This window comes from Streptomyces sp. CO7 (assembly GCF_053474865.1).
Genome location: NZ_JBRIOU010000005.1, coordinates 534,695 through 554,392 on the forward strand (window position 1 = coordinate 534,695; position 19,698 = coordinate 554,392).

Below are 19,698 nucleotides of genomic sequence, written 5' to 3' on the forward strand. Positions count from 1 at the left end.
GTTCGAGGGTCGGGTCGGTGAGCAGGCGGACCCCGCCGGTCTCCAGGACCGCGGTGGGGCCGCCGACGTAACGGACGGTGAAGGGCGCGGGCGCGCCGGTCGATGAGGTCATGCCCCCACCCTGCGCCGCGGCGGTCCCCGGCCGTGAGCGGCGGCGGCGCCGACGGTCGATAGATTCCTGCCATGCCGCCGCCGTCGTCCTCCCCGCCCCTGCACACCGTCGGCTGCCTGCTCCTCGACGGCGTACGGGTCTTCGACTACGCCGTGATCTGCGAGGTGTGGTCCAACCGGGCCGCCGACTTCACCCTGCGCGTCTGCGGCCCCGACGGGGCGCGGGTGCGGCTGGGCGGCGGGCTGGAGAGGGCGCCGGACGCGGGCCTGGAGGGGCTGCTCGACTGCGACCTGGTCCTGGTGCCGGGCCTGGAGGACGCCGGCGCCACCGTGGACCCCGCCGTGGCCCGGGCCCTGCGGGCGGTGCACGAACGGGGCGTCCCGATCGCCTCGCTGTGCGCCGGTGCGTTCGTGCTGGCGCAGGCGGGCCTGCTGGAGGGCCGTACCGCCACCACCCACTGGGCGCTCGCGGGTGAACTGGCCCGCCGCCACCCGGGGGTGGACGTCCGCTCCGACGTGCTGTTCACCGGGGACGGCGCGATCTGGACCTCCGCCGGGGTCGCAGCCGGCATCGACCTGTGCCTGCACCTGGTGCGCGCCGCACGCGGCGAGCGGGCGGCGGCGGCCATCGCCCGGGCCATGGTGACGGCGCCGTTCCGGGCGGGCGGTCAGGCCCAGTTCATCCCCTCGCCGGTGCCGCCGACCCCGGTGGCCGGCACGGAGGACCCGCTCTCCCGGGCCCGGCGCGAGGTCCTCGCCGCGCTCGACGCCCCGTGGACCGTACGGGACATGGCACGCGTCGCCCTGATGTCGGAGCGCACCTTCGCCCGCCGCTTCGCCGCGGCCACCGGCACCACGCCGCTGCGGTGGCTGCTGGAGCAACGGCTGCTCGCGGCCCAGCGGTTGCTGGAGGAGACCGACCTCCCGGTCGGCGAGGTCGCCGCCCTTTGCGGCTTCAGCTCGGCGGTGGCGCTGCGGCCGGGCTTCGTCCGCGCGGTGGGCGTCCCGCCCCGGGAGTACCGGCGGGCGTTCCGCGGCACCCGGTGACCCCGGCGGGCCGGTCCGCACCGCCACCTGGCCGGCGTCGGGAGGGCGGGCGGTCGGCGTCAGGGCGCGGGGGCGGAGCCCCGCGCGAACGTCCCGGCGTGGTCGGCGACCCACTGGCGGAACGACCTCGGCGGGACCCCCAGGACGTCGGAGACCGCGGAGCTGATGTACGCGGGCCCGCCGACCGCCGCGTTCCACGCCGAGAGCAGCATGTCGACCACCGGCCCAGGCGCCTGCCCCTCCGTCTCGCGGCGGAACTCCTCCGGGGACATCTCCTCGAACCGGACGGGGCGCCCCAGCACCTCCCCGATGACGCCCACCTGCGCCGCCTGGGTCAGCGACTCGGCGCCCGTGAGCACGTAGTCGCCGCCCGCGTGCCCGTCCTCGTACAGGGTCCGCGCCGCGACGGCCGCGACGTCACGGTCGTCGACCGGTGCTGTCTCGGCCGCGCCGTACGGCCACCGGACCACGTCGCCGGAGCGGAGGGAGGGCGCCCACCAGGCCGCGGCGTTCGACGCGAACATCCCCGGCCGGATGACCGTCGATTCCACCCCCGTGTCCGCGACGAGCCGCTCCAGCTCCGCGTGGAACGCCGCCATGGGGTTGGGCTGCTGGAAGAACGGGTGCGGCGTCCGGTGCGGGGAGGAGAGGAGGACGATGCGGCGCGTGCGGGCCGCAAGACGCTCGACCACCGCCTCGGCGGTCGCCGGGGGCGCGGTCCAGAGAAGGAAGACCGCGCCGGCGCCCCGGGCCGCCTCGTCGAGGGACGCCGGCACGGTGAGGTCGCCCGTGACGACCTCGACACCGGCCGGCAGCGTCGTCGCCGCCTCCGGCCGACGGGTGAGGGCGCGCACCGGCACGCCCGCGTCGAGGAGCCGGCCGACGACCGCGCGGCCGATCCGGCCGGTGGCGCCGGTGACCAGGACCGGCTGGGCAGGGGTTCGTGTCATGGACGCACACTAACGCGTTACCGGGTAACAAAAGCAACCCGGTAACGAATGTTAAGCTCCCCAGGTGACCGATCCGACGGGGCTGCGCGCCCGCAAGAAGGCGCGGACCCGCGACGCGATCGCCGAAGCGGCGATCTCGCTCTTCCTCGCGCACGGATTCGACAAGGTCTCGGTCAACGACATCGCCGCCGCGGCAGAGGTCTCCAAGCCGACGCTCTTCCGGTACTTCCCCACCAAGGAGGACCTGGTCCTCCACCGGTTCGCGGACCACCAGGGCGAGGCCGCGCGCGTCGTGCGCGACCGCGGACCCGGCGTCCCGCCCGTGACCGCCCTGCACCGGCACTTCCGCGCGGGCCTCGACCGGTACGAACCGGTGACCGGCCTCAACGACCACCCGGTCGTGGTGGAGTTCCACCGGCTGGTCTTCACCACGCCGAGCCTTGCGGGACGCCTCACGCAGTACACGCAGGAGGACGAGCAGGCGCTGGCTGAGTCCCTCGACCCGGGCCCGGACCTCCCGGCCCGGCTGCTGGCCGCGCAGGTGATCGCCGTGCAGCGGGTGCTCGCCCGCGCCAACTGGCAGCGGATCGCCGACGGATGCTCCGCCCGTGAGGTGCACGCGGAGGCCGTCGCGGACGCGGACCACGCCTTCGCCCGACTGGGCTGACGGCCCGCGGCGCGGCGGCGTCACGGGGCGTGCGGGATCTCCGCCCAGACGTACTTGCCGAACGGTCGCGCAGCCACGCCCCACCGCCCGTCCGTGAGCGTGGCGACGATGTGCAGCCCGTTGCCGTGGTTGCGCCGTCGCCGGTCCGCCGCGCTGCGCATCCGGGGGCGGGTGCGGTTCGGGTCGTGGACCTCGATCCGCACCTGGTCCGCGGTGACCCGTACCGTCACGCCGATCATGTCGTCGTCGCGTGCGCCGTACTTGACGCCGTTCGTCGCCAGCTCGGACGTCACCAGGCTTACGCGGTCGAGCAGTTCGTCCGAGGGGCTCGGCAGCTCCTCGCGCACGCGGTCCACGGCGAACCGGCGGGCCAGCGCCACGGACCGTGCCTCGCGGGGGAGCGTCAGATCGACGGGGCGTGCGGCCGGCTCACTCGTGAGGCTGATTCGGCGGCGGGGCGGCAGGGCGGGCGACGCGGCGTTCTCCGGGTGTTCCTGCAGGTGCGGGGACCTCTGGGGGGTGACCACGGCAACTCCTCTCCGTGACGGAGTGACTACCAAGGGGGCTCAGCGTGACCTAGAGTCGACATCCCTTCAACTAGCCGATTCCGAAGGAAGGGTTGGTGTGCGACGTGGTCAACCGGAAGGTGCTGAACCCCGAAAGCAGCCCCAGGGCCGCGTACGGAGCGCGCGTCCGCAGGCTGAGGGAGGACCGCGACTGGAGCCAGGAGGATTTGGCGGCGCGCCTGGAGTATTCGAGCCAGCACATTTCCGCCGTGGAAACTGGTCGCAAACCGCCAACCCTCCCGTTCTCGCGCAAGGCCGATCAGGTCTTCGGTGTCGCGGGCACCTCGGAGGCGTTCGAGCGGGAGTGGCGTGACATGCGGCAGGGGAGCCTGCTGGAGGGCTTCCCCGAGTACCTGTCCTTCGAGGGCAGAGCCGTGGAGCTCCGGCTCTTCGAGATCGGCATCGTCCCGGGGCTCCTCCAGACGCCCGATTACGCACGGGTCCTCGCCGAGAGCGCCGTCCAGCGTGGTGCCGCCACTCCCGAGCAGGCGGCCGAGCGGCTGGACCTCCTCGCCTCGCGGCAACGGGCCTTGGAGCGGCAGAATCCGCCGATGGTGTTCGTCGTCATGGACGAGAGCTGCATCCGGCGCCCCGTCGGCGGCGGCAAGGTCATGGGGGCGCAACTGGACCGGCTGCGGGAGTTCGCGGACCGGCCCAACACGGTGCTGCAGATCGCGCCCTTCGAGATGGGGGAGCGGCGTCCGTTCGACCTGCCGGTCAACCTGCTGACCTTGGCGGACCGCTCCATCGTCTGCTACGCGGAGTCGCAGTCCCAGGGGCACCTCGACCGTGAAACTGCGTCAGTTCTGCCGATGTTGACGGCCTACCATCAGCTACAGGCCGAAGCGCTGTCCCAGGCGGCGTCCGTCGCTTTGATCAACCAGCTACGAAAGGGCACTCCGTGACGACCGAATCCCCCCGCTGGTTCACCTCCTCGTACAGCAACAACGGCGGAAACTGCGTCGAGGTCGCCGTGAACCTCGTCCCTTCCCGCGGCGTCGTGCCGGTGCGGGACTCCAAGAACCCCGCCGGCGCGGTCCTGTCGCTGCCCGCCGCCTCGTTCGCCGCCTTCGTCGCCGGCGTCAAGGCGGACGCGTTCCGCACCGTCTGACCGGACGTCCTCGCAGGCCCCGCCGTGTACGTGACGCGGCGGGGCCTCGTCGCGTCACGTCTCGCTCCGCGACATGACCGTTGACCTGCGGTCCCACGCGCCCCAAGATCGGCGCAACCATGAGCGGGGGCGCACGAGAGGGCGAAGCATGCTGGAAGGGATCGGGGTTCCACCGGCCGAGGAGCGGGTGTACGTCGCACTCGTCGACCGGGCCGCCGACGACGCCCGGGAAGTGGCCGGCCGCATCGGAATGGACCTGCCCGCGGTGGAGGCCGCGCTCGCCGGGCTGGAGGACAAGGGCCTGGTGGCGCGGCTGACCGGCAGCCGGCGCGGTCTGCGGGTCACCCCGCCCGACGTCAATCTGAACCTGCTGATGCTCCACCGCATGGACGACGCGCGCCGCACCCGGCACGCCATCGCCGAGCTGACCCAGCGGTACCGCAGCCACGCCGGGTACGGACCCGCCGACCAGACGGAGGTGATCGAGGGGGCGGAAACCCTCGCGAGGCGCTACGCGCAGCTGGTGCGCGAGGCGCAGCACCAGGTCCGCAGCCTGGTCCGTCCGCCGGCCGTCGCCGTGACGGCGGACGACAATCCCGGTCAGCAGGACGCCCTCCGGGCCGGCGTGCGCTACCGGGTCGTCTACCAACGGGCCCTCCTCGACGAGGACGGCTCGGACACCACCTTGCTGCTCAAGAAATGGGCCGAGCTGGGCGAGGAGATGCGCGTCGCGGTGGACGTGCCGCTCAAGGCGATGCTTGTCGACGACCGGGCCGCCCTCGTCGTGCCGAACCGCAGCAGACCCGACAGCGTCACCGCCCTGCTCCTGCGCAACCGCGACATCGTGGACGCACTCGGCTGGATCTTCGACCGCTGCTGGGAGACCGCGGTCCCGGTGCCGACCGTACTGGCTGCCAAGGAGGGGCCGTTGTCCGTCGACGACCGGCACCTGCTCTCGCTGCTGCTCGCCGGTTACACCGACCAGGCCATCGCCTCCCAGCAGAACGTGAGTCTGCGCACCGTCCAGCGCCGGGTGAAGCGTCTTCTGGCTCTCGCGAACGCGCAGAGCCGGGTGCAGTTGGGGTGGCAGGCCGCGCGTCAGGAGTGGGTCTGACCAGGCCTTGTCGCCTTTGCGACAAGGCACTGAACCGACAGCCGAAAGGCTTTTTCCGGCCACGTCCGCGGTGAAACGGTGTCGCTGTTCGACACGCCTTCCATGGATAGGACGCCGATGAACACCCCCAGAACCCAGCGCACGAAGCCTGCCGTGAGAACCATGGCGGCGCTCGCCGCGGTGGTCGCTGCCGGCAGCATGTCGCTGACCGCGATACCGGCGCAGGCGGACACCTCCGCTCCCGCCGCCACGGCCGCCGCCGACAAGCTCGGCAGCCACGACCGCGCCCTCGTCGCCACCTACGAGCGGCAGCACCGGGCGCGCACCGTTCCCCAGGGAGCGCAGCGCGCGGTCCCCGACTTCGTGACCGTGATGCTCGCAGTGAAGGACGGCCGCACGGAGGAGGTCCGCCAAGCCCTCACCGAGCTGGGCGCCGACGTGACCCGGACCGACGCGGAGATCGGCTACGTCAAGGCCAACGTGGGATTCGCCGACGTCGACAAGGTCGTCGCACTGGACGGCGTCCTGCGGGCGGACGTCGACGAGCTGCTGGAGCTGGAGGACACCGGCACGGGGGACAGCGGTGCCGCAACCGTCACGCAGGCGGCGGGGACGGAGCTGCCGGCCGCGCCGTCGGCGAAGACGGGGGACGACAACCCGTACATGCCGACCCGCGACACCGGGTCGGTCGACTTCAAGGCGAAGAACCCGGCCTTCGACGGGCGGGGCGTGACCATCGGCATCATGGACACGGGCGTGGACCCGACCCACCCCGCGCTGGCCGAGACCACCACCGGCGAGCGCAAGCTGGTGGACACGGTGACCGGGAGCAACCCGACCAACTTCATCGACCTGCTCACCGACCGGACCTGGTCGCTGCTCACCTCGGCCAACAAGGTCACCGGGACCACCGTGGTGAAGAACAACATCACCTGGACCCTGCCGGAGGCCGACGGCGAGCTCTACATGGCCAACCGCCTGCTCCAGAAGTCCCAGATAGCCGATCAGACGCTCGCCGGCACCTACCTCGGGGCCGTCGCCCGTCCCTCCGACGGCGCGATATGGGTGGACACCGACCAGGACCACGTCTTCCAGGACGACGAGCTGCTCCGGGCGTACCGCGTCGACCACCAGATCGGCTACCTCGGCACCGACGACCCGGCCACCGCGCACAACGAACGGCAGCCGTTCACCGTCGAGTTCAAGAAGTTCAGCGCGACGTTCTCCGGCCTCGGCCTCAACATCCTCGACGTCGACCACGGCACGCATGTCGCGGGCATCACCGCCGCGAACGGCATGTTCGGCGGCGCCATGGACGGCCAGGCCCCCGGCGCCAAGCTGGTCTCGATGAAGGCCTGCCAGTCGACCGGCTGCTCCAGCGCCGCGCTCAACGACGGCATGATCGACCTCGCCACGAAGTACGGCGTGGACGTCATCAACATGTCCATCGGCTCCAGCCCCGCGCTCAACGACGGCAACAGCGCCATGGCGCTGCTCTACAACCGCCTGATCGACGAGACCGGCGTCCAGATGTTCATCTCGGCCGGCAACTCCGGCGCGGGCACCAACACGGTGGGCGACCCGAACGTCGCCGACCACGTGGTCAGCGTCGGCGCCTCGGTGACCCGCGAGACCTGGTGGTCCAACTACGGCTCCGCCGTGGCGTTCAAGGACGGAGTCTTCCCCTTCTCCTCGCGCGGCCCGCGTGAGGACGGCGGCCTGAAGCCCGACATCACGGCCCCGGGCTCGGCCGTCTCCACCACGCCGCGCTGGATGCCCAGCGCCTCCGTCGCGCAGACCGGCTACACGCTGCCCACCGGTTACAGTCACCTGAACGGCACCTCCATGGCCGCCCCGCAGGCCACCGGCGCGGCCGCCCTGCTGCTGTCGGCGGCCAGGCAGAGCGGCGTCAGCGCCACTCCGGCCGAGCTGCGCAAGGCGATCTTCTCCACGGCGGACTACAACAACAAGGTCGACGCCGTCGCCCAGGGATACGGCCTGTTCGACGTCGAGCAGGCGTGGACGTTCCTGTCCAAGGGCGTCGACACCGGCCAGGACGTCACCGTCTCCGCCCCGGTCTGCACCGTCCTCTCCGGCAAGCTGGCCACGCCCCACACCGGCGCCGGCCTGTTCAACAGCTGCGCCCCCGACGCCGGCGGCCAGGGCGTCGGCGAGTCCCGCACCTACGACGTCACCCTGACCCGCACCGGCGGCGCGGACGGGGCGCGGACCTTCGCGCTCGGCCTCAAGGGCGACGACGGGACCTTCTCGGTCCCGGAGAGCGTCGTCCTGGAGAAGAACGTGCCCACCGTGGTCCAGGTGACGGCGAAGCCCGCGACCCAGGGCGTCCACAGCGCCGTCCTGCGGATCGACGACGAGGACGTCCGCGGCCTGGAGCGCGCCACCCTCCTGGTCGTCGAGGCCGCGACCCCGGTGACCGCCGACGCCCCCTGGGCCGCCGACGCCACGGTGAACCGCAACGAGGTGACCCGCTACACCGTGGCCGTGCCGGCCGGGGCCACCGCGCTCACCGTGGACCTCTCCGGCGTCGCCGACGGCAGCCAGACCCGGTTCTGGGCCTTCAACCCCGAGGGGATCAGCGCGGAGAAGGCAGCCGCGGGCTCCCTCAACTGCTACACCCACTTCTCCGACGAGAGCGCGTGCGCCTCGGGCAGCCGCACCTTCGCCAAGCCGAAGGCCGGCGTGTGGGAGATCGTCGTCGAGTCGCGCCGCACCAGCCCGCTGCTGAGCAACCCCTTCCACCTGGAGGCGACCGTCACCTCCTGACGTACGGCTGTTCCCGGCCCGAGGCCACCTGCCCCGACGTGAGGTGATCCGGCCGCCTCCCCGACCAGGCCCGCACCCGGCGCAGCTCCCCGGGTGCGGGCCTCACCACGTCCGGCGTCCACCGGCGGCCAGGCCGTGCGGGGCCACGATGGCGTGAAAGCGCCCACGGCCGCGGGGCGCTCAACTAATCTGACATCTCTGCCCGTTGAGGCTGGGGGATGCCATGTTGGTGGAGGGGCTCGTCGCTGTCGCGGCCGCCGGGGGCGGTGCGATCGTGCAGGCTGCGGGAACGGACGCGTGGACCGGGATCCGTGGTGGTTTCGCCCGGCTCCTCGGGCGCGGGGAGACCGGGCGCGAGCAGGTGGAGCTGGAGCGCCTGGACCGGACGCGGGCCGTGCTGGAGGCCGCGCAGGAGGGCGCCGACGCCGAGCTGGTGCAGACCGCGCAGGTCGCCCGGTGGCAGACCCGTCTGGAGACCCTGCTCGAGGAGCTGGCCGAGGCGGAACGCGAGAGCGTCGTCGTCGAGGTGCGGGCCCTGGTCGCGCAGGCCGGGGCCGCCGCGCCCGCGCAGGCCGTGCACAACGACTTCCGGGGCGCGACCTTCACCAGCAGCCAGGTCCTCGGCAGCGGCACCATGACCGTGCACAACCACCACGACACGTAGGACCGCGGGGTGGGCGGCAAGAACCGCGCCAGGCGCAAGGGCAGGAAGAACGGGACGACGCAGGGGTCCGGGCAGGGGCCCACGGGCCGCGCGGTCCGCAACGACTTCCGTGGCGCCGGCTTCACCGACAGCCAGGTGGTCGGACAGGGCACCCTGAAGATCAAGAACGTCCAGCGCTTCGCCCCGGTGCCCACCGCCCTGGACGCCCTGCCGCGGCTCCCGGCGGGCTTCACCGGGCGAGAGGACGACATCGCCTTCACGCTGGGGGTGCTGGACCCGGACCGCCCCGACGACGGCCCCGCGACGGCCGTGCTGTCAGGCTGGGGCGGCGTCGGGAAGACCACCCTCGCCCACGCCGCCGGGCACGCCGCGAAGGAGCGGGGCTGGTTCACCGGCGTCCTGCTCATCGACCTGCGCGGCTACGACTCCCACCCGGTCCAGGCCGACGACGCGCTGGAGGCGTTCCTCCTCTCGCTGGGGGTGCGGCCCAAGCACCTTCCCCCGCCGGGCCCGGTGCGAGAAGCCCTGTACCGCTCGCTGCTCGGCGATCGTCAGAGGGCGGGGCAGCGGCTGCTGATCGTCGCCGACAACGCCTCCCAGGCGGCCCAGGTCGAACCGCTGGTCCCGCCCGGGCACCACGGGATGCTCGTCACCTCCCGGCACCGACTGCCCGGGCTCGGCCGGATGCGGACCGTCGACCAGCTCAGGCCCGAGGACGCCGTCGCCCTGCTGGACGCGGCACTGCGCAGCAACGACCCCGACGACCCGCGCGTGCGGGAGGACCCGCGGGCGGCCGAGCGGGTCGCCCTGGCCTGCGGGTACCTGCCGCTCGCCCTGCAGATCACCGCGGCACTTCTGGTCCAGGACCCCGGCCAGCCGCTTTCCGAGCGCGCCGACGCCCTCACCCAGGAGGAGAGCGTCCTGGACGGGCTGGACGACGGGGAGCGCAGCCTGCGCTCGGTCTTCGACCAGTCCCTGCAACGCCTGCTGCCCCAGGAACAGGACCTGTTCCGCCTGCTGTCCCTCAACCCGGGCCCCGACATCTCCACCGCGGCCGCCACCGTTCTGGCCGGCCGGCCCCGGCCGGCCACCGAACGTCTCCTCGCCCGGCTCGCCGCCGGCCACCTCGTCGAACGCAACCCGGCCGCCCGCGACCGCTGGCGGATGCACGACCTGCTGCACGCCTACGCCCACGAACAGGCGGAGGGCGTCACGGCACGGAGCCGTGACGCCCTCCGCCGCTACGGGAAGGCCCGCGCCGGCCTGATCTACCACTACGTGGAGCACGCCAAGGCCGCCGGCACCCATCTCGACCCGCCCGGCAGCCCGGTCTCTCCCCGGTTCCCCGACAGGGAACAAGCGCTGGCGTGGCTGGACTCCGAACGCGAGAACCTCGTCGCGGCCGCCCGCACCACGCCCCCCCTCGTCGGGCGAGAACTCGGCTTCGCGCTCCCCACCTACCTGAGATGGCGCCGTCGCCTGCGGGACTGTCTCGTGGTGTGCTCCCTCGCTCTCGACGCCTGCAAGGTCCTCGAGGACCCTCACAACGAGGCTGTCGCCTGGAACAACCTTGGCACCGCGCTTCGTGCGTTGCGGCGCTTCGAGGAGGCGTTGGACGCGCACACGACCGCCCGCGGCCTCTACAGGAAGACCGGCTACACCCACGGGGAAGCCGTGGCCTGGAACAACCTCGGCAGCACGCTCGGCAAACTGCGGCGCTTCGAGGAGGCGCTGCACGCGTACACGACTGCCCGTGGCCTCTTCCGGCAGACCGGCAGCACGAACGACGAGGCCGGGGTTCTGAACAATCTCGGCGGCGCGCTGCACGAAGTGGGGCGTTCCGAGGAGGCGCTGCACGCGTACGCGACCGCCCTCGGCCTCTACCAGCAGATGGGTGACACCCTGGGCGAAGCGGTGGTCCGGAACAATCTCGGCGGCGTGCTCCACCTGATGGGGCGCTTCGAGGAGGCGCTGGAGGCGCACACGGCTGCCCTCGGTTTTCGCCAGGAGGCCGGCGACACCCACGGGGAAGCGGTGGTCCGGCACAACCTCGGCGGCACGCTCGACGCACTGGGGCGCTTCGAGGAGGCGCTGGAGGCCCACACGACTGCCCTCGGCCTCTACCAGGAGACCGACGACACCTACGGCGCAGCCATGGCCTGGAACAACCTCGGCAGCGCTCTGCGGGGCCTGGGGCGCTTCGACGAGGCAGTGGAGGCCGGGCAGCGCGCTGCCGACATGCTGGCCGAGGCCCAGGACTGGTTCGGCACCGGAGAGGCGTGGAGTGAGCTGGCCACGACCCTGGCCCTCGCCGGCGCGGACGGGACCCGGGTGCGTGACGCGTGGCACGCGTCCGCCTCGGCGTACACGCGGGCCGGGGCGGAGGAGGAGGCGGCCACCTCCCGTGCGTGCGCGGAAGGCGCGACCGACCCGGACGACCGGGACGAGGCCCCTGGCGGACGAACGGGCTGAAGGCATTCCCGTCCCACCCCCGCGGTGGGGGACAATGGGGCAATGTCCACGCCCGTCACCCCTCTCCAGATCGGCCCGCACACCGTCCAGCCGCCGGTGGTGCTCGCCCCCATGGCCGGAATCACCAACGCGCCCTTCCGCACCCTGTGCCGGGAGTTCAGCGGCGGCAAGGGCCTGTTCGTCAGCGAGATGATCACCACGCGCGCGCTGGTCGAGCGCAACGAGAAGACCATGCAGCTGATCCACTTCGACGCGAGCGAGAAGCCGCGGTCGATCCAGCTGTACGGCGTGGACCCGGTCACCGTGGGCAAGGCGGTCCGGATGATCGTCGACGAGGACCTCGCCGACCACATCGACCTGAACTTCGGCTGCCCGGTGCCCAAGGTGACCCGCAAGGGCGGCGGCTCCGCGCTGCCGTACAAGCGGCACCTGCTGCGCTCCATCCTGCGCGAGGCGGTCACCGAGGCCGGGGCGCTGCCGGTCACGATGAAGATGCGCAAGGGCATCGACGACGACCACCTCACCTACCTGGACGCCGGCCGCATCGCCGTGGAGGAGGGCGTCACCGCCATCGCCCTGCACGGCCGCACCACCGCCCAGCACTACGGCGGCACCGCCGACTGGGACGCCATCGCGCGCCTCAAGGAGCAGGTGCCGGAGATCCCGGTGCTGGGCAACGGCGACATCTGGTGCGCCGAGGACGCCCTGCGGATGGTCCGCGAGACCGGCTGCGACGGCGTGGTCGTCGGCCGCGGCTGCCTGGGCCGCCCGTGGCTCTTCGCCGACCTGGTCGCCGCCTTCGAGGGCCGCGAGGACCGGGTCGCCCCCACCCTGCGGGAGGTGGCCGACGCGATGGTCCGGCACGCCACCCTGCTCGGCGAGTGGATCGGCGACGAGGCCCGCGGCGTCATCGACTTCCGCAAGCACGTCGCCTGGTACCTCAAGGGCTTCGCGGTCGGCTCCGAGATGCGCAAGCGCCTGGCGATCACGTCGACGCTCGCCGACCTGCGCGCCGGGCTCGACGAGCTGGACCTCGACCAGCCCTGGCCCCTCGGCGCCGACGGCCCGCGCGGCCGCACCTCCGGCAACAACCGGGTCGCCCTGCCGGACGGCTGGCTCGACGACCCCTACGACTGCTCCGGCGTCGCCGCCGACGCGGAATCGGACACCTCGGGCGGCTGACGGCCACGAGAGGAAACGACGGACGGCCACGCCCCGGGGAGGGGGCGGGGCCGTCCGTCCGTGCGGACGTCACCGGGAGGCCTGCGGCCTACCGGCCGCGGCTCACCAGTCGGTGTTGAACTTCAGCGCCGGGACCGCGTTGGCCGCCAAGCCGTGCGCCTGGTCCGGCCACCACGCCCCGGCCGCCGGGTCGACGATGCCGTACTCGGGGTCCTCGGGTCCGGCGGTGCCGCGGGTGCAGCTGCCGTCGGACTCACCGGGGACCTTGATCCACAGGTACGCGTCGAGCAGCGGGACGCCGGTCTGGCTGGTGGGGCGCACCCCGAGGCCGCGGTTCGGCGGGTTGCACCAGTCCTGCGGGTCCGGGTAGGTCGCGGTCGGCGTCCAGGGGCCCTTGCCGTTGCGGCTGGTGTCGATCACGAAGTGGGTCAGCTGCGCGCCGGCCGGCACGTGCGAGGCGTACCAGCTGTCGGCGTCGGCGGCCGGCCAGTACTGGTTGGCACAGTCACCCGGCGCGGCGCCCTCGGTGTTCTGCAGGTACCAGATGCACTTGGAGATCAGGGTGCCGTAGCGGATCAGCTCGCTGTCGGTACGGTAGTTGGAGACGTTGAGGAAGAAGCCCTGCGCCCTGGCGACTCCGCCGTCGATGAGCAGCTTGGCGATGTCGCCGACGGCGTGCCAGGAGCTGTGACCGGCGTCCAGGTAGGTGACCGTGCCGGGCTGCTGCGCCAGCCGGTCCACCGCGTCGTTGATCTCCTCCAGCCGGGTGGCCTGCTGCTCGGCGGTCCCGCCGCAGAAGGTGGGGGAGAGGGCCAGGCCGTCGGGCTCGAGGATGACCACGGTCTTCTTGTCGCCGATGCCCTTGGCGAGGGCGTCGACCCAGGCGGCGTACTCCGCGCTGTTGGAGGCGCCGCCGGCCGAGTACTGCGAGCAGTCGCGGCCCGGCACGTTGTAGGCGACGGTGACCGGGACCCGCTGCTGGGGCGCGGCCTTCGACTGGAGCAGCTTCATCGCGTCGGTCGTCTGCTGCAGGGTGGTGGAACCGGTGAACCACTGCGCGACCGGGTAGGACGCCATCGCGTCCATCAGCTTCGCGTTCGCCGTGTCCCCCGCCTTGCGGTCGGTGAGGGCCTGCGCGAAGGCCTTGCTGTTGCCCTCGATGTAGAACTTGGTGCCCGGGGCGAGCGTGTGCCCGGTGGAGGCGGCGGCGGCGGGCGCGGTCCGCGGCTGGCCCGCGACGGAGGCGTCACGCGCCGCGGCCGGGGTCATGCACAGACCTAACAGGGCGGTGGCCGCGGCCGCGGCGGCGAAGCCGGAGCGGGCCTTGGGTATGAGGCGCACGGATCGGACCTTTCACAGTCGATGGCGACGACGGTGGGAGCTAAACCGTTGTGGGAGCGCTCCCAGCAGGGTGCGGAGGCCATCAAGCCAGTGGGCCCGTGCCCATGTCAAGGGATCGGACACGTCCCAGGTGCCCGCCGGGCCACACCGGTCCCTCCCTGGGTACGCCGACGCCCCGGCACGGGAGGCGTTCCGGGGCGTTCAGCGCTCATGCGGGGGCTCGATCACGTGCTGACATACTTGCTCGGCGAGCCACTGCGCGAAGCGGTCCTCATAGCCGTCCCGGTTGTGGCGGCGCTAAGCGATGTCGCTGGACATGCGGGGACTCTGACACGGCCCCGTGCGGGCAGTCCTGCGGTTTTCCGCGGTTTTCCGTCGCAGGCCCAGGCCCAGGACCTAGGCCGCGGGCGCCGGTGTCGCGGTGGGCGTGCCCGGCGGCGTGGCGGGTGCGCCGGCGGGAGCGGTGCGGTCCTGCACGGCCGTGCGGATGGAGCGGGCGATCTCGTCGAGCGCGTCCTCGGAACCGTGCAGGAGGTCCAGCGTGAGCGCGGCGGTCCAGGAGAACTCCCGCGCGCCGCACGCCTCGCCGGTGAACGGGTCCACGTACTCCGCGAAGTCGGAGGAGTCCGCCGTCGCGACCAGCGCCTCGCGCAGACCGGCGGCGAGTCCGGTGCGGCCGTGCATCCGCAGACCGCGCTCCACAAGCCAGCCGACGTTGAACCAGGCCGGGCCGCGCCAGTACCGGTGCGGGTCGAAGCAGGCGCCGGTCAGGTCGTAGCTCGGCACCAGCCGGGTGGACGAGCCGAGGCCGAACCGCGGACCGGTGAGGGTCTCCACCAGCCGGGCGACGACCTCCTCGGGCAGCGTGGGCAGTATCAGGGGGAGCAGCCCGGCCACCCCGTGCTCCTCGACCAGCTCGCCGGACTCGCCCGCGAGGACGTCACGGCAGAGGAAGACGCCGTGCCGCTCGTCCCACAGCCGGTCCACCAGGACACGGGTGAGCCGCGCGGCGCGGGCGTGCCGGGGTGCGGGGTCGATGCCGAGCTCCGCCTCGATCATGCCCAGCGCGTGCTCGGAGGCGATCAGCAGCGCGTTGAACGAGGGGTCCTCGACGGCGAATTCACCGCCGCCGTCGACGTAGCCCCGGTCCCGGTAGTCCATGGCCAGCTTCACGTAGCGGCCGTAGTCCAGGTCGGTGGGACGGTCCTCGGGTGCGCCGTGCGCCAGGTCCGCGCGGGTGAAGGAACCCGTCGGGGCGGGCGTCACCCGGGACAGCGGCGGGTCCCAGCAGGGGCTGTTGTCCATGCCCTGTTCCCACGGGTGCACCACGCTGACCAGCCCGCCGCCGCCCAGGTCGCGGTGGCGCAGCAGGTAGTTGTGCCAGGACACCAGCTTCGGGTAGGCGCGGCGCAGGAAGCCCTCGGTCCGCGACAGGCCCGGGTCCGCTCGGTGCGTCAGCCACACGGCCAGCGCGTGCACCGGCGGCTGGACGATGCCCGAGGTCTGCATGACCGGCGGTGCGCCCGAGGGGCGGCCGTCGGTGCGGGAGCGCCAGAAGTCGGGGCTGGGGAAGTAGGCGTCGTGCGGCACGGCGGGGTTGAAGACGATGTGCGGGATCCGGCCGTCGTCCCACTGGGAGGCGAAGAGCGTCCGCAGCTCGGTCTGCGCGCGCGCCGGGGAGAGGTGGCGCAGGCCGATGGCGATGAACGCGGAGTCCCACGACCACTGGTGGGGGTAGAGCGAACGCGAGGGCACGGTCGAGGCGCCCTGCCAGTTGCCCTCCAGGACCAGGGCCGCCCGGGCGTGCAGCGAGCCGGCGAGGGAGGACGGGGCGAAGACGATGTCGGCGCCGGTGGCGGGTTCGGTGACGGCGGCGGCGGTCGCCGGGGCAGTGGCGGTGGCCGCGTCGGCCGTGGTGGCCGTCACGGGGGCCGAGGAGGGGAGTAGGTGGACGGGATCCGCAGGCTCCGCGGTCTGTTCCGCGGTCTCCGTCTGTCGGGCGTGACCGACGTCGGCAGGGGCTGGGGTGTCCACGAGGGCTCTCTCCAACGAGATCGAATAGAGAGGCGGACCTGACGTGACCGTGTGACGGGCGTCACACACTCCATCAGATCTGCCGGAGGGTAGGTCTATTAAGCACGCGAAACCATCATGTAATCGACATTTCACAAAACACAAGGGTCGGCGTGTCCGGCGACCTCCGCCCAACGCCCGCGGCCGCTCGCGCCGGTGGGGCTGACCTGCGGTAACCCCTCAGCGGCGGGCGGCCTGTGAGACGCCCCGCACTTCGCGCGGTGACCGGCTCCTCACGGGTTCTCCGAGGCCCCGGTGCGGTGGACGCGGTGCGGTCGGAAGATCGTCCGAGATCTGTCCGGAACACCACGCCTCCACCCGCCTCCTCCGCCGCCGGGATGGCGGCCGGTGCGCGCCCGTGAAGGGCGCCGGCCGGCGGTTCGCCCTCCAAGTGTGCAGGCGGGGCGGTCGCACGAGGGGGGTCCGGATGGTGAAATCCGGCACCCGCCGGGGCGTGATTCTCGCCACCCCTGATAGATCACCCGCTCAGATGAGCGTTGTGACGCTGACTGCACAACATCAACCCGTGGCACTGGGTGCCATTCGATGATCGTTCATCGGTCAAATTCAGACGAGCTACAACCCCGCTCATCTGAGCAGTGACCCCGCTCCTTCTGGGTGTGTCCGTTCAAGAGTTGAACACATGGAACGGCAGAAGCTTGCCAAGTCTTGACTTGGTGATCATCGGTCGAGGCCCCTCCGCGGCAGAAGCTTCGAAGGCGGACGTACCCATAACCCCTGGATCTGGGTATGTTCCTCGCCGTCAGGGCAGTCATCGCGTCCTCGAGGAGTCGAGAACCGTGTTGGTAAACAAAGACCGCAGCGAGGCCCACCAGTCCGGTGCAAGCGTTGAGAAGGTGAAGTTCGTGTACGACTTCACCGAGGGGAACAAGGACCTCAAGGACCTCCTCGGTGGAAAAGGCGCGAACCTCGCGGAGATGACCAATCTGGGTCTTCCCGTACCTCCCGGCTTCACCATCACCACCGAGGCCTGCAAGGTCTACCTGGAGAGCGGCCGCGAGCCCGTGGCACTGCGTGACGAGGTGAGTGCGCACCTCGACACACTGGAGCGCGGCATGGGCAAGAAGCTCGGCCAGGCCGACAACCCTCTCCTGGTCTCCGTCCGCTCCGGCGCCAAGTTCTCCATGCCGGGCATGATGGACACCGTCCTCAACATCGGTCTCTCCGACGCCTCCGTCGAGGGCCTGGCCCGTCAGGCCGGCAACGAGCGGTTCGCCTGGGACTCCTACCGCCGCCTCATCCAGATGTTCGGCAAGACGGTGCTCGGCGTGGAGGGCGACCTCTTCGAGGACGCCATCGACGAGGCCAAGGAGGCCAAGGGCGTCGCCGTGGACACGGCACTCGACGCGGACGACATGAAGCGGCTGGTCGCCCGCTTCAAGGAGATCGTGCGCACCGAGGCCGGCCGTGACTTCCCGCAGGACCCGCGCGAGCAGATGGACCTCGCCATCAAGGCGGTCTTCGACTCCTGGAACACCGACCGCGCCAAGCTGTACCGCCGTCAGGAGCGCATCCCCGGTGACCTCGGCACCGCGGTCAACGTCTGCTCCATGGTCTTCGGCAACCTCGGCGACGACTCCGGCACCGGCGTCGCGTTCACCCGTGACCCCGCCTCCGGCCACCAGGGCGTGTACGGCGACTACCTGCAGAACGCGCAGGGCGAGGACGTCGTCGCCGGCATCCGCAACACGGTGCCGCTCGCCGAGCTCGAGTCGATCGACAAGACGTCGTACGACCAGCTGATGGACATCATGGAGACCCTGGAGAACCACTACCGGGACCTCTGCGACATCGAGTTCACCATCGAGCGCGGCAAGCTGTGGATGCTGCAGACCCGCGTCGGCAAGCGCACCGCGGGCGCCGCCTTCCGCATCGCCACCCAGCTGGTCGACCAGGGCCTGATCGACGAGGCCGAGGCGCTGCAGCGGGTCACCGGCGCGCAGCTCGCCCAGCTGATGTTCCCCCGCTTCGACACCGACGCGAAGGCGGAGCAGGCCGGCAAGGGCATCGCCGCCTCCCCGGGCGCCGCCGTCGGCAGGGCCGTCTTCTCCTCCAAGGCCGCCGTCGAGTGGGCCGCCCGCGGTGAGAAGGTCATCCTGGTCCGCCGGGAGACCAACCCCGACGACCTCGACGGCATGATCGCCGCCGAGGGCATCCTGACCTCCCGCGGCGGCAAGACCTCGCACGCCGCCGTCGTCGCCCGCGGCATGGGCAAGACCTGTGTCTGCGGCGCCGAGGAGCTCGAGGTCGACGTCAAGGCGCGGAAGATGACCGTGCCGGGCGGCGGCGTGGTCGCCGAGGGCGACGTCATCTCCATCGACGGCTCCAGCGGCAAGGTCTACCTCGGCGAGGTACCGGTCGTACCGTCGCCGGTCGTCGAGTACTTCGAGGGCACCGCCGACGCGGCCGCCGCGGACGCCGACGAACTGGTCAAGGCCGTCGACCGGATCATGACCTTCGCCGACGGCGAGCGCCGCCTGAAGGTGCGCGCGAACGCCGACAACGCCGAGGACGCCGCCCGCGCCCGCCGCTTCGGCGCCCAGGGCATCGGCCTGTGCCGCACCGAGCACATGTTCCTCGGCGACCGCCGCGAGCTCGTCGAGCGGCTGATCCTCGCCGAGGACAAGCAGGGCCAGGAGGACGCCCTCACGCAGCTCCTGCCGCTGCAGAAGGGCGACTTCGTCGAGCTCCTCGAGGCGATGGACGGCCTCCCGGTCACCGTCCGCCTGATCGACCCGCCGCTGCACGAGTTCCTGCCCGACCTCACCGAGCTGTCGGTGAAGGTCGCCGTCGCCGAGGCCAAGGGCGAGGACGTCTCCGACTCCCAGCGCCTGCTCCACTGCGTGCGGCGCCTGCACGAGCAGAACCCGATGCTCGGCCTGCGCGGCGTGCGCCTCGGCCTGGTCATCCCCGGCCTGTTCGTCATGCAGGTGCGCGCCATCGCGGAGGCCGCCGCCGAGCGCAAGGCGGCGGGCGGCGACCCGCGCGCGGAGATCATGATCCCGCTGGTCGGCACGGTGCAGGAGCTCGAGATCGTCCGCGACGAGGCCGAGCAGGTCATCCGCGAGGTCCAGGCGGCCTCGGGCGCGACCCTCGGCATCACCATCGGCACCATGATCGAGCTGCCGCGCGCCGCGGTGACCGCCGGTCAGATCGCCGAGGCCGCGGAGTTCTTCTCCTTCGGCACCAACGACCTGACCCAGACCACCTGGGGCTTCAGCCGCGACGACGTCGAGGCCTCCTTCTTCTCCCAGTACCTGGAGAAGGGCATCTTCGGCGTCAGCCCGTTCGAGACCATCGACCGGGACGGCGTGGGCGAGCTGGTCCGCATGGGCGTCGAGCGCGGCCGGGCCACCCGGCCCGACATCAAGCTCGGCGTCTGCGGCGAGCACGGCGGCGACCCGGACTCGGTCCACTTCTTCCACGAGGTCGGCCTCGACTACGTCTCCTGCTCGCCGTTCCGGATCCCGGTGGCGCGGCTCGAGGCGGGCCGTGCGGCGACGGAGTCGGAGGGCAGCGACTTCCGCTGACCCGGGACGTGGGGCTTCGCGCCCCCACGCTCCCGCGCTTCCGGTCCGGCGGGGATGTGCAC

General features: G+C 72.1%; 14 protein-coding genes. 10 read left to right on the top strand and 4 right to left on the bottom strand.

Annotated elements, in window-relative coordinates; genetic code table 11:
- Positions 1 to 183 precede the first annotated feature (183 nt).
- Positions 184 to 1,158 carry a GlxA family transcriptional regulator gene (locus ACOV8S_RS20930; RefSeq protein ID WP_448319337.1) on the top strand — a complete coding sequence of 325 codons (975 nt, stop codon included), beginning with the start codon at positions 184 to 186 and terminating at the stop codon, positions 1,156 to 1,158.
- A 59-nt stretch (positions 1,159 to 1,217) separates the two neighbouring features.
- On the opposite strand, the gene ACOV8S_RS20935 is transcribed toward ACOV8S_RS20930, so the two are convergent.
- Entirely contained in the window at positions 1,218 to 2,108 is an 891-nt protein-coding gene (locus ACOV8S_RS20935) for an NAD(P)H-binding protein (protein WP_448319339.1), read from the bottom strand.
- A 64-nt stretch (positions 2,109 to 2,172) separates the two neighbouring features.
- Here ACOV8S_RS20935 and ACOV8S_RS20940 point away from each other — a divergent pair, with 64 nt between their 5' ends.
- Positions 2,173 to 2,775: a TetR/AcrR family transcriptional regulator gene (locus ACOV8S_RS20940; RefSeq protein WP_448319341.1), complete on the top strand. Its 603-nt coding sequence runs from the start codon at positions 2,173 to 2,175 to the stop codon at positions 2,773 to 2,775.
- 20 nt (positions 2,776 to 2,795) lie between these two features.
- Here ACOV8S_RS20940 and ACOV8S_RS20945 read toward each other — a convergent pair whose 3' ends face one another.
- Entirely contained in the window at positions 2,796 to 3,302 is a 507-nt protein-coding gene (locus ACOV8S_RS20945; protein ID WP_448319342.1) for an ATP-binding protein, read from the bottom strand.
- A gap of 104 nt (positions 3,303 to 3,406) precedes the next feature.
- Between ACOV8S_RS20945 and ACOV8S_RS20950 the strand changes: the two genes are divergently transcribed.
- The 7 genes from ACOV8S_RS20950 to dusB all read left to right on the top strand — a co-directional run bounded on the left by ACOV8S_RS20950 (position 3,407) and on the right by dusB (position 12,671).
- The gene (locus ACOV8S_RS20950) at positions 3,407 to 4,246 is read left to right on the top strand and encodes a helix-turn-helix domain-containing protein (protein WP_448319476.1); all 840 of its coding nucleotides are present in this window, start codon (positions 3,407 to 3,409) and stop codon (positions 4,244 to 4,246) included.
- A complete protein-coding gene (locus ACOV8S_RS20955; RefSeq protein ID WP_448319343.1) occupies positions 4,243 to 4,452 on the top strand; it encodes a DUF397 domain-containing protein in 210 nt (69 codons plus the stop codon). Before ACOV8S_RS20950 ends, ACOV8S_RS20955 begins: the two co-directional genes overlap by 4 nt.
- 148 nt (positions 4,453 to 4,600) lie before the next feature.
- Complete coding sequence (locus tag ACOV8S_RS20960; protein ID WP_448319345.1) at positions 4,601 to 5,566, top strand: helix-turn-helix domain-containing protein; 966 nt, start codon at positions 4,601 to 4,603, stop codon at positions 5,564 to 5,566.
- A 162-nt stretch (positions 5,567 to 5,728) separates the two neighbouring features.
- Positions 5,729 to 8,353, top strand: a complete 2,625-nt coding sequence (locus tag ACOV8S_RS20965) for a S8 family serine peptidase (RefSeq protein ID WP_448319477.1) — start codon at positions 5,729 to 5,731, stop codon at positions 8,351 to 8,353.
- A gap of 274 nt (positions 8,354 to 8,627) precedes the next feature.
- Entirely contained in the window at positions 8,628 to 9,017 is a 390-nt protein-coding gene (locus ACOV8S_RS20970; RefSeq protein WP_448319346.1) for a hypothetical protein, read from the top strand.
- A 9-nt stretch (positions 9,018 to 9,026) separates the two neighbouring features.
- Positions 9,027 to 11,489: an ATP-binding protein gene (locus ACOV8S_RS20975; protein ID WP_448319348.1), complete on the top strand. Its 2,463-nt coding sequence runs from the start codon at positions 9,027 to 9,029 to the stop codon at positions 11,487 to 11,489.
- A 42-nt stretch (positions 11,490 to 11,531) separates the two neighbouring features.
- The gene (gene dusB, locus ACOV8S_RS20980) at positions 11,532 to 12,671 is read left to right on the top strand and encodes a tRNA dihydrouridine synthase DusB (protein ID WP_448319350.1); all 1,140 of its coding nucleotides are present in this window, start codon (positions 11,532 to 11,534) and stop codon (positions 12,669 to 12,671) included.
- Positions 12,672 to 12,773: 102 nt separating this feature from the next.
- On the opposite strand, the gene ACOV8S_RS20985 is transcribed toward dusB, so the two are convergent.
- Both ACOV8S_RS20985 and ACOV8S_RS20990 read right to left on the bottom strand, forming a co-directional pair.
- Entirely contained in the window at positions 12,774 to 14,012 is a 1,239-nt protein-coding gene (locus ACOV8S_RS20985; RefSeq protein WP_448319352.1) for a glycoside hydrolase family 6 protein, read from the bottom strand.
- Positions 14,013 to 14,408: 396 nt separating this feature from the next.
- Positions 14,409 to 15,938 (bottom strand): MGH1-like glycoside hydrolase domain-containing protein, encoded by a 1,530-nt coding sequence (locus ACOV8S_RS20990; RefSeq protein WP_448319353.1) that lies wholly within the window; start codon positions 15,936 to 15,938, stop codon positions 14,409 to 14,411.
- Between the two features lie 947 nt (positions 15,939 to 16,885).
- On the opposite strand from ACOV8S_RS20990, the gene ppdK reads away from it, so the two are divergent.
- Positions 16,886 to 19,636 carry a pyruvate, phosphate dikinase gene (gene ppdK / locus ACOV8S_RS20995; RefSeq protein ID WP_448319354.1) on the top strand — a complete coding sequence of 917 codons (2,751 nt, stop codon included), beginning with the start codon at positions 16,886 to 16,888 and terminating at the stop codon, positions 19,634 to 19,636.
- Positions 19,637 to 19,698 lie beyond the last annotated feature (62 nt).

What these genes read in the sequence shown, in the direction of transcription:
- dusB (WP_448319350.1), top strand. Translation starts at nt 11,532, where the DNA reads ATGTCCACGCCCGTCACCCCTCTCCAGATCGGCCCGCACACCGTCCAG.
- ACOV8S_RS20935 (WP_448319339.1), bottom strand. Translation starts at nt 2,108, where the DNA reads ATGACACGAACCCCTGCCCAGCCGGTCCTGGTCACCGGCGCCACCGGC.
- ACOV8S_RS20965 (WP_448319477.1), top strand. Translation starts at nt 5,729, where the DNA reads ATGGCGGCGCTCGCCGCGGTGGTCGCTGCCGGCAGCATGTCGCTGACC.
- ACOV8S_RS20960 (WP_448319345.1), top strand. Translation starts at nt 4,601, where the DNA reads ATGCTGGAAGGGATCGGGGTTCCACCGGCCGAGGAGCGGGTGTACGTC.
- ACOV8S_RS20930 (WP_448319337.1), top strand. Translation starts at nt 184, where the DNA reads ATGCCGCCGCCGTCGTCCTCCCCGCCCCTGCACACCGTCGGCTGCCTG.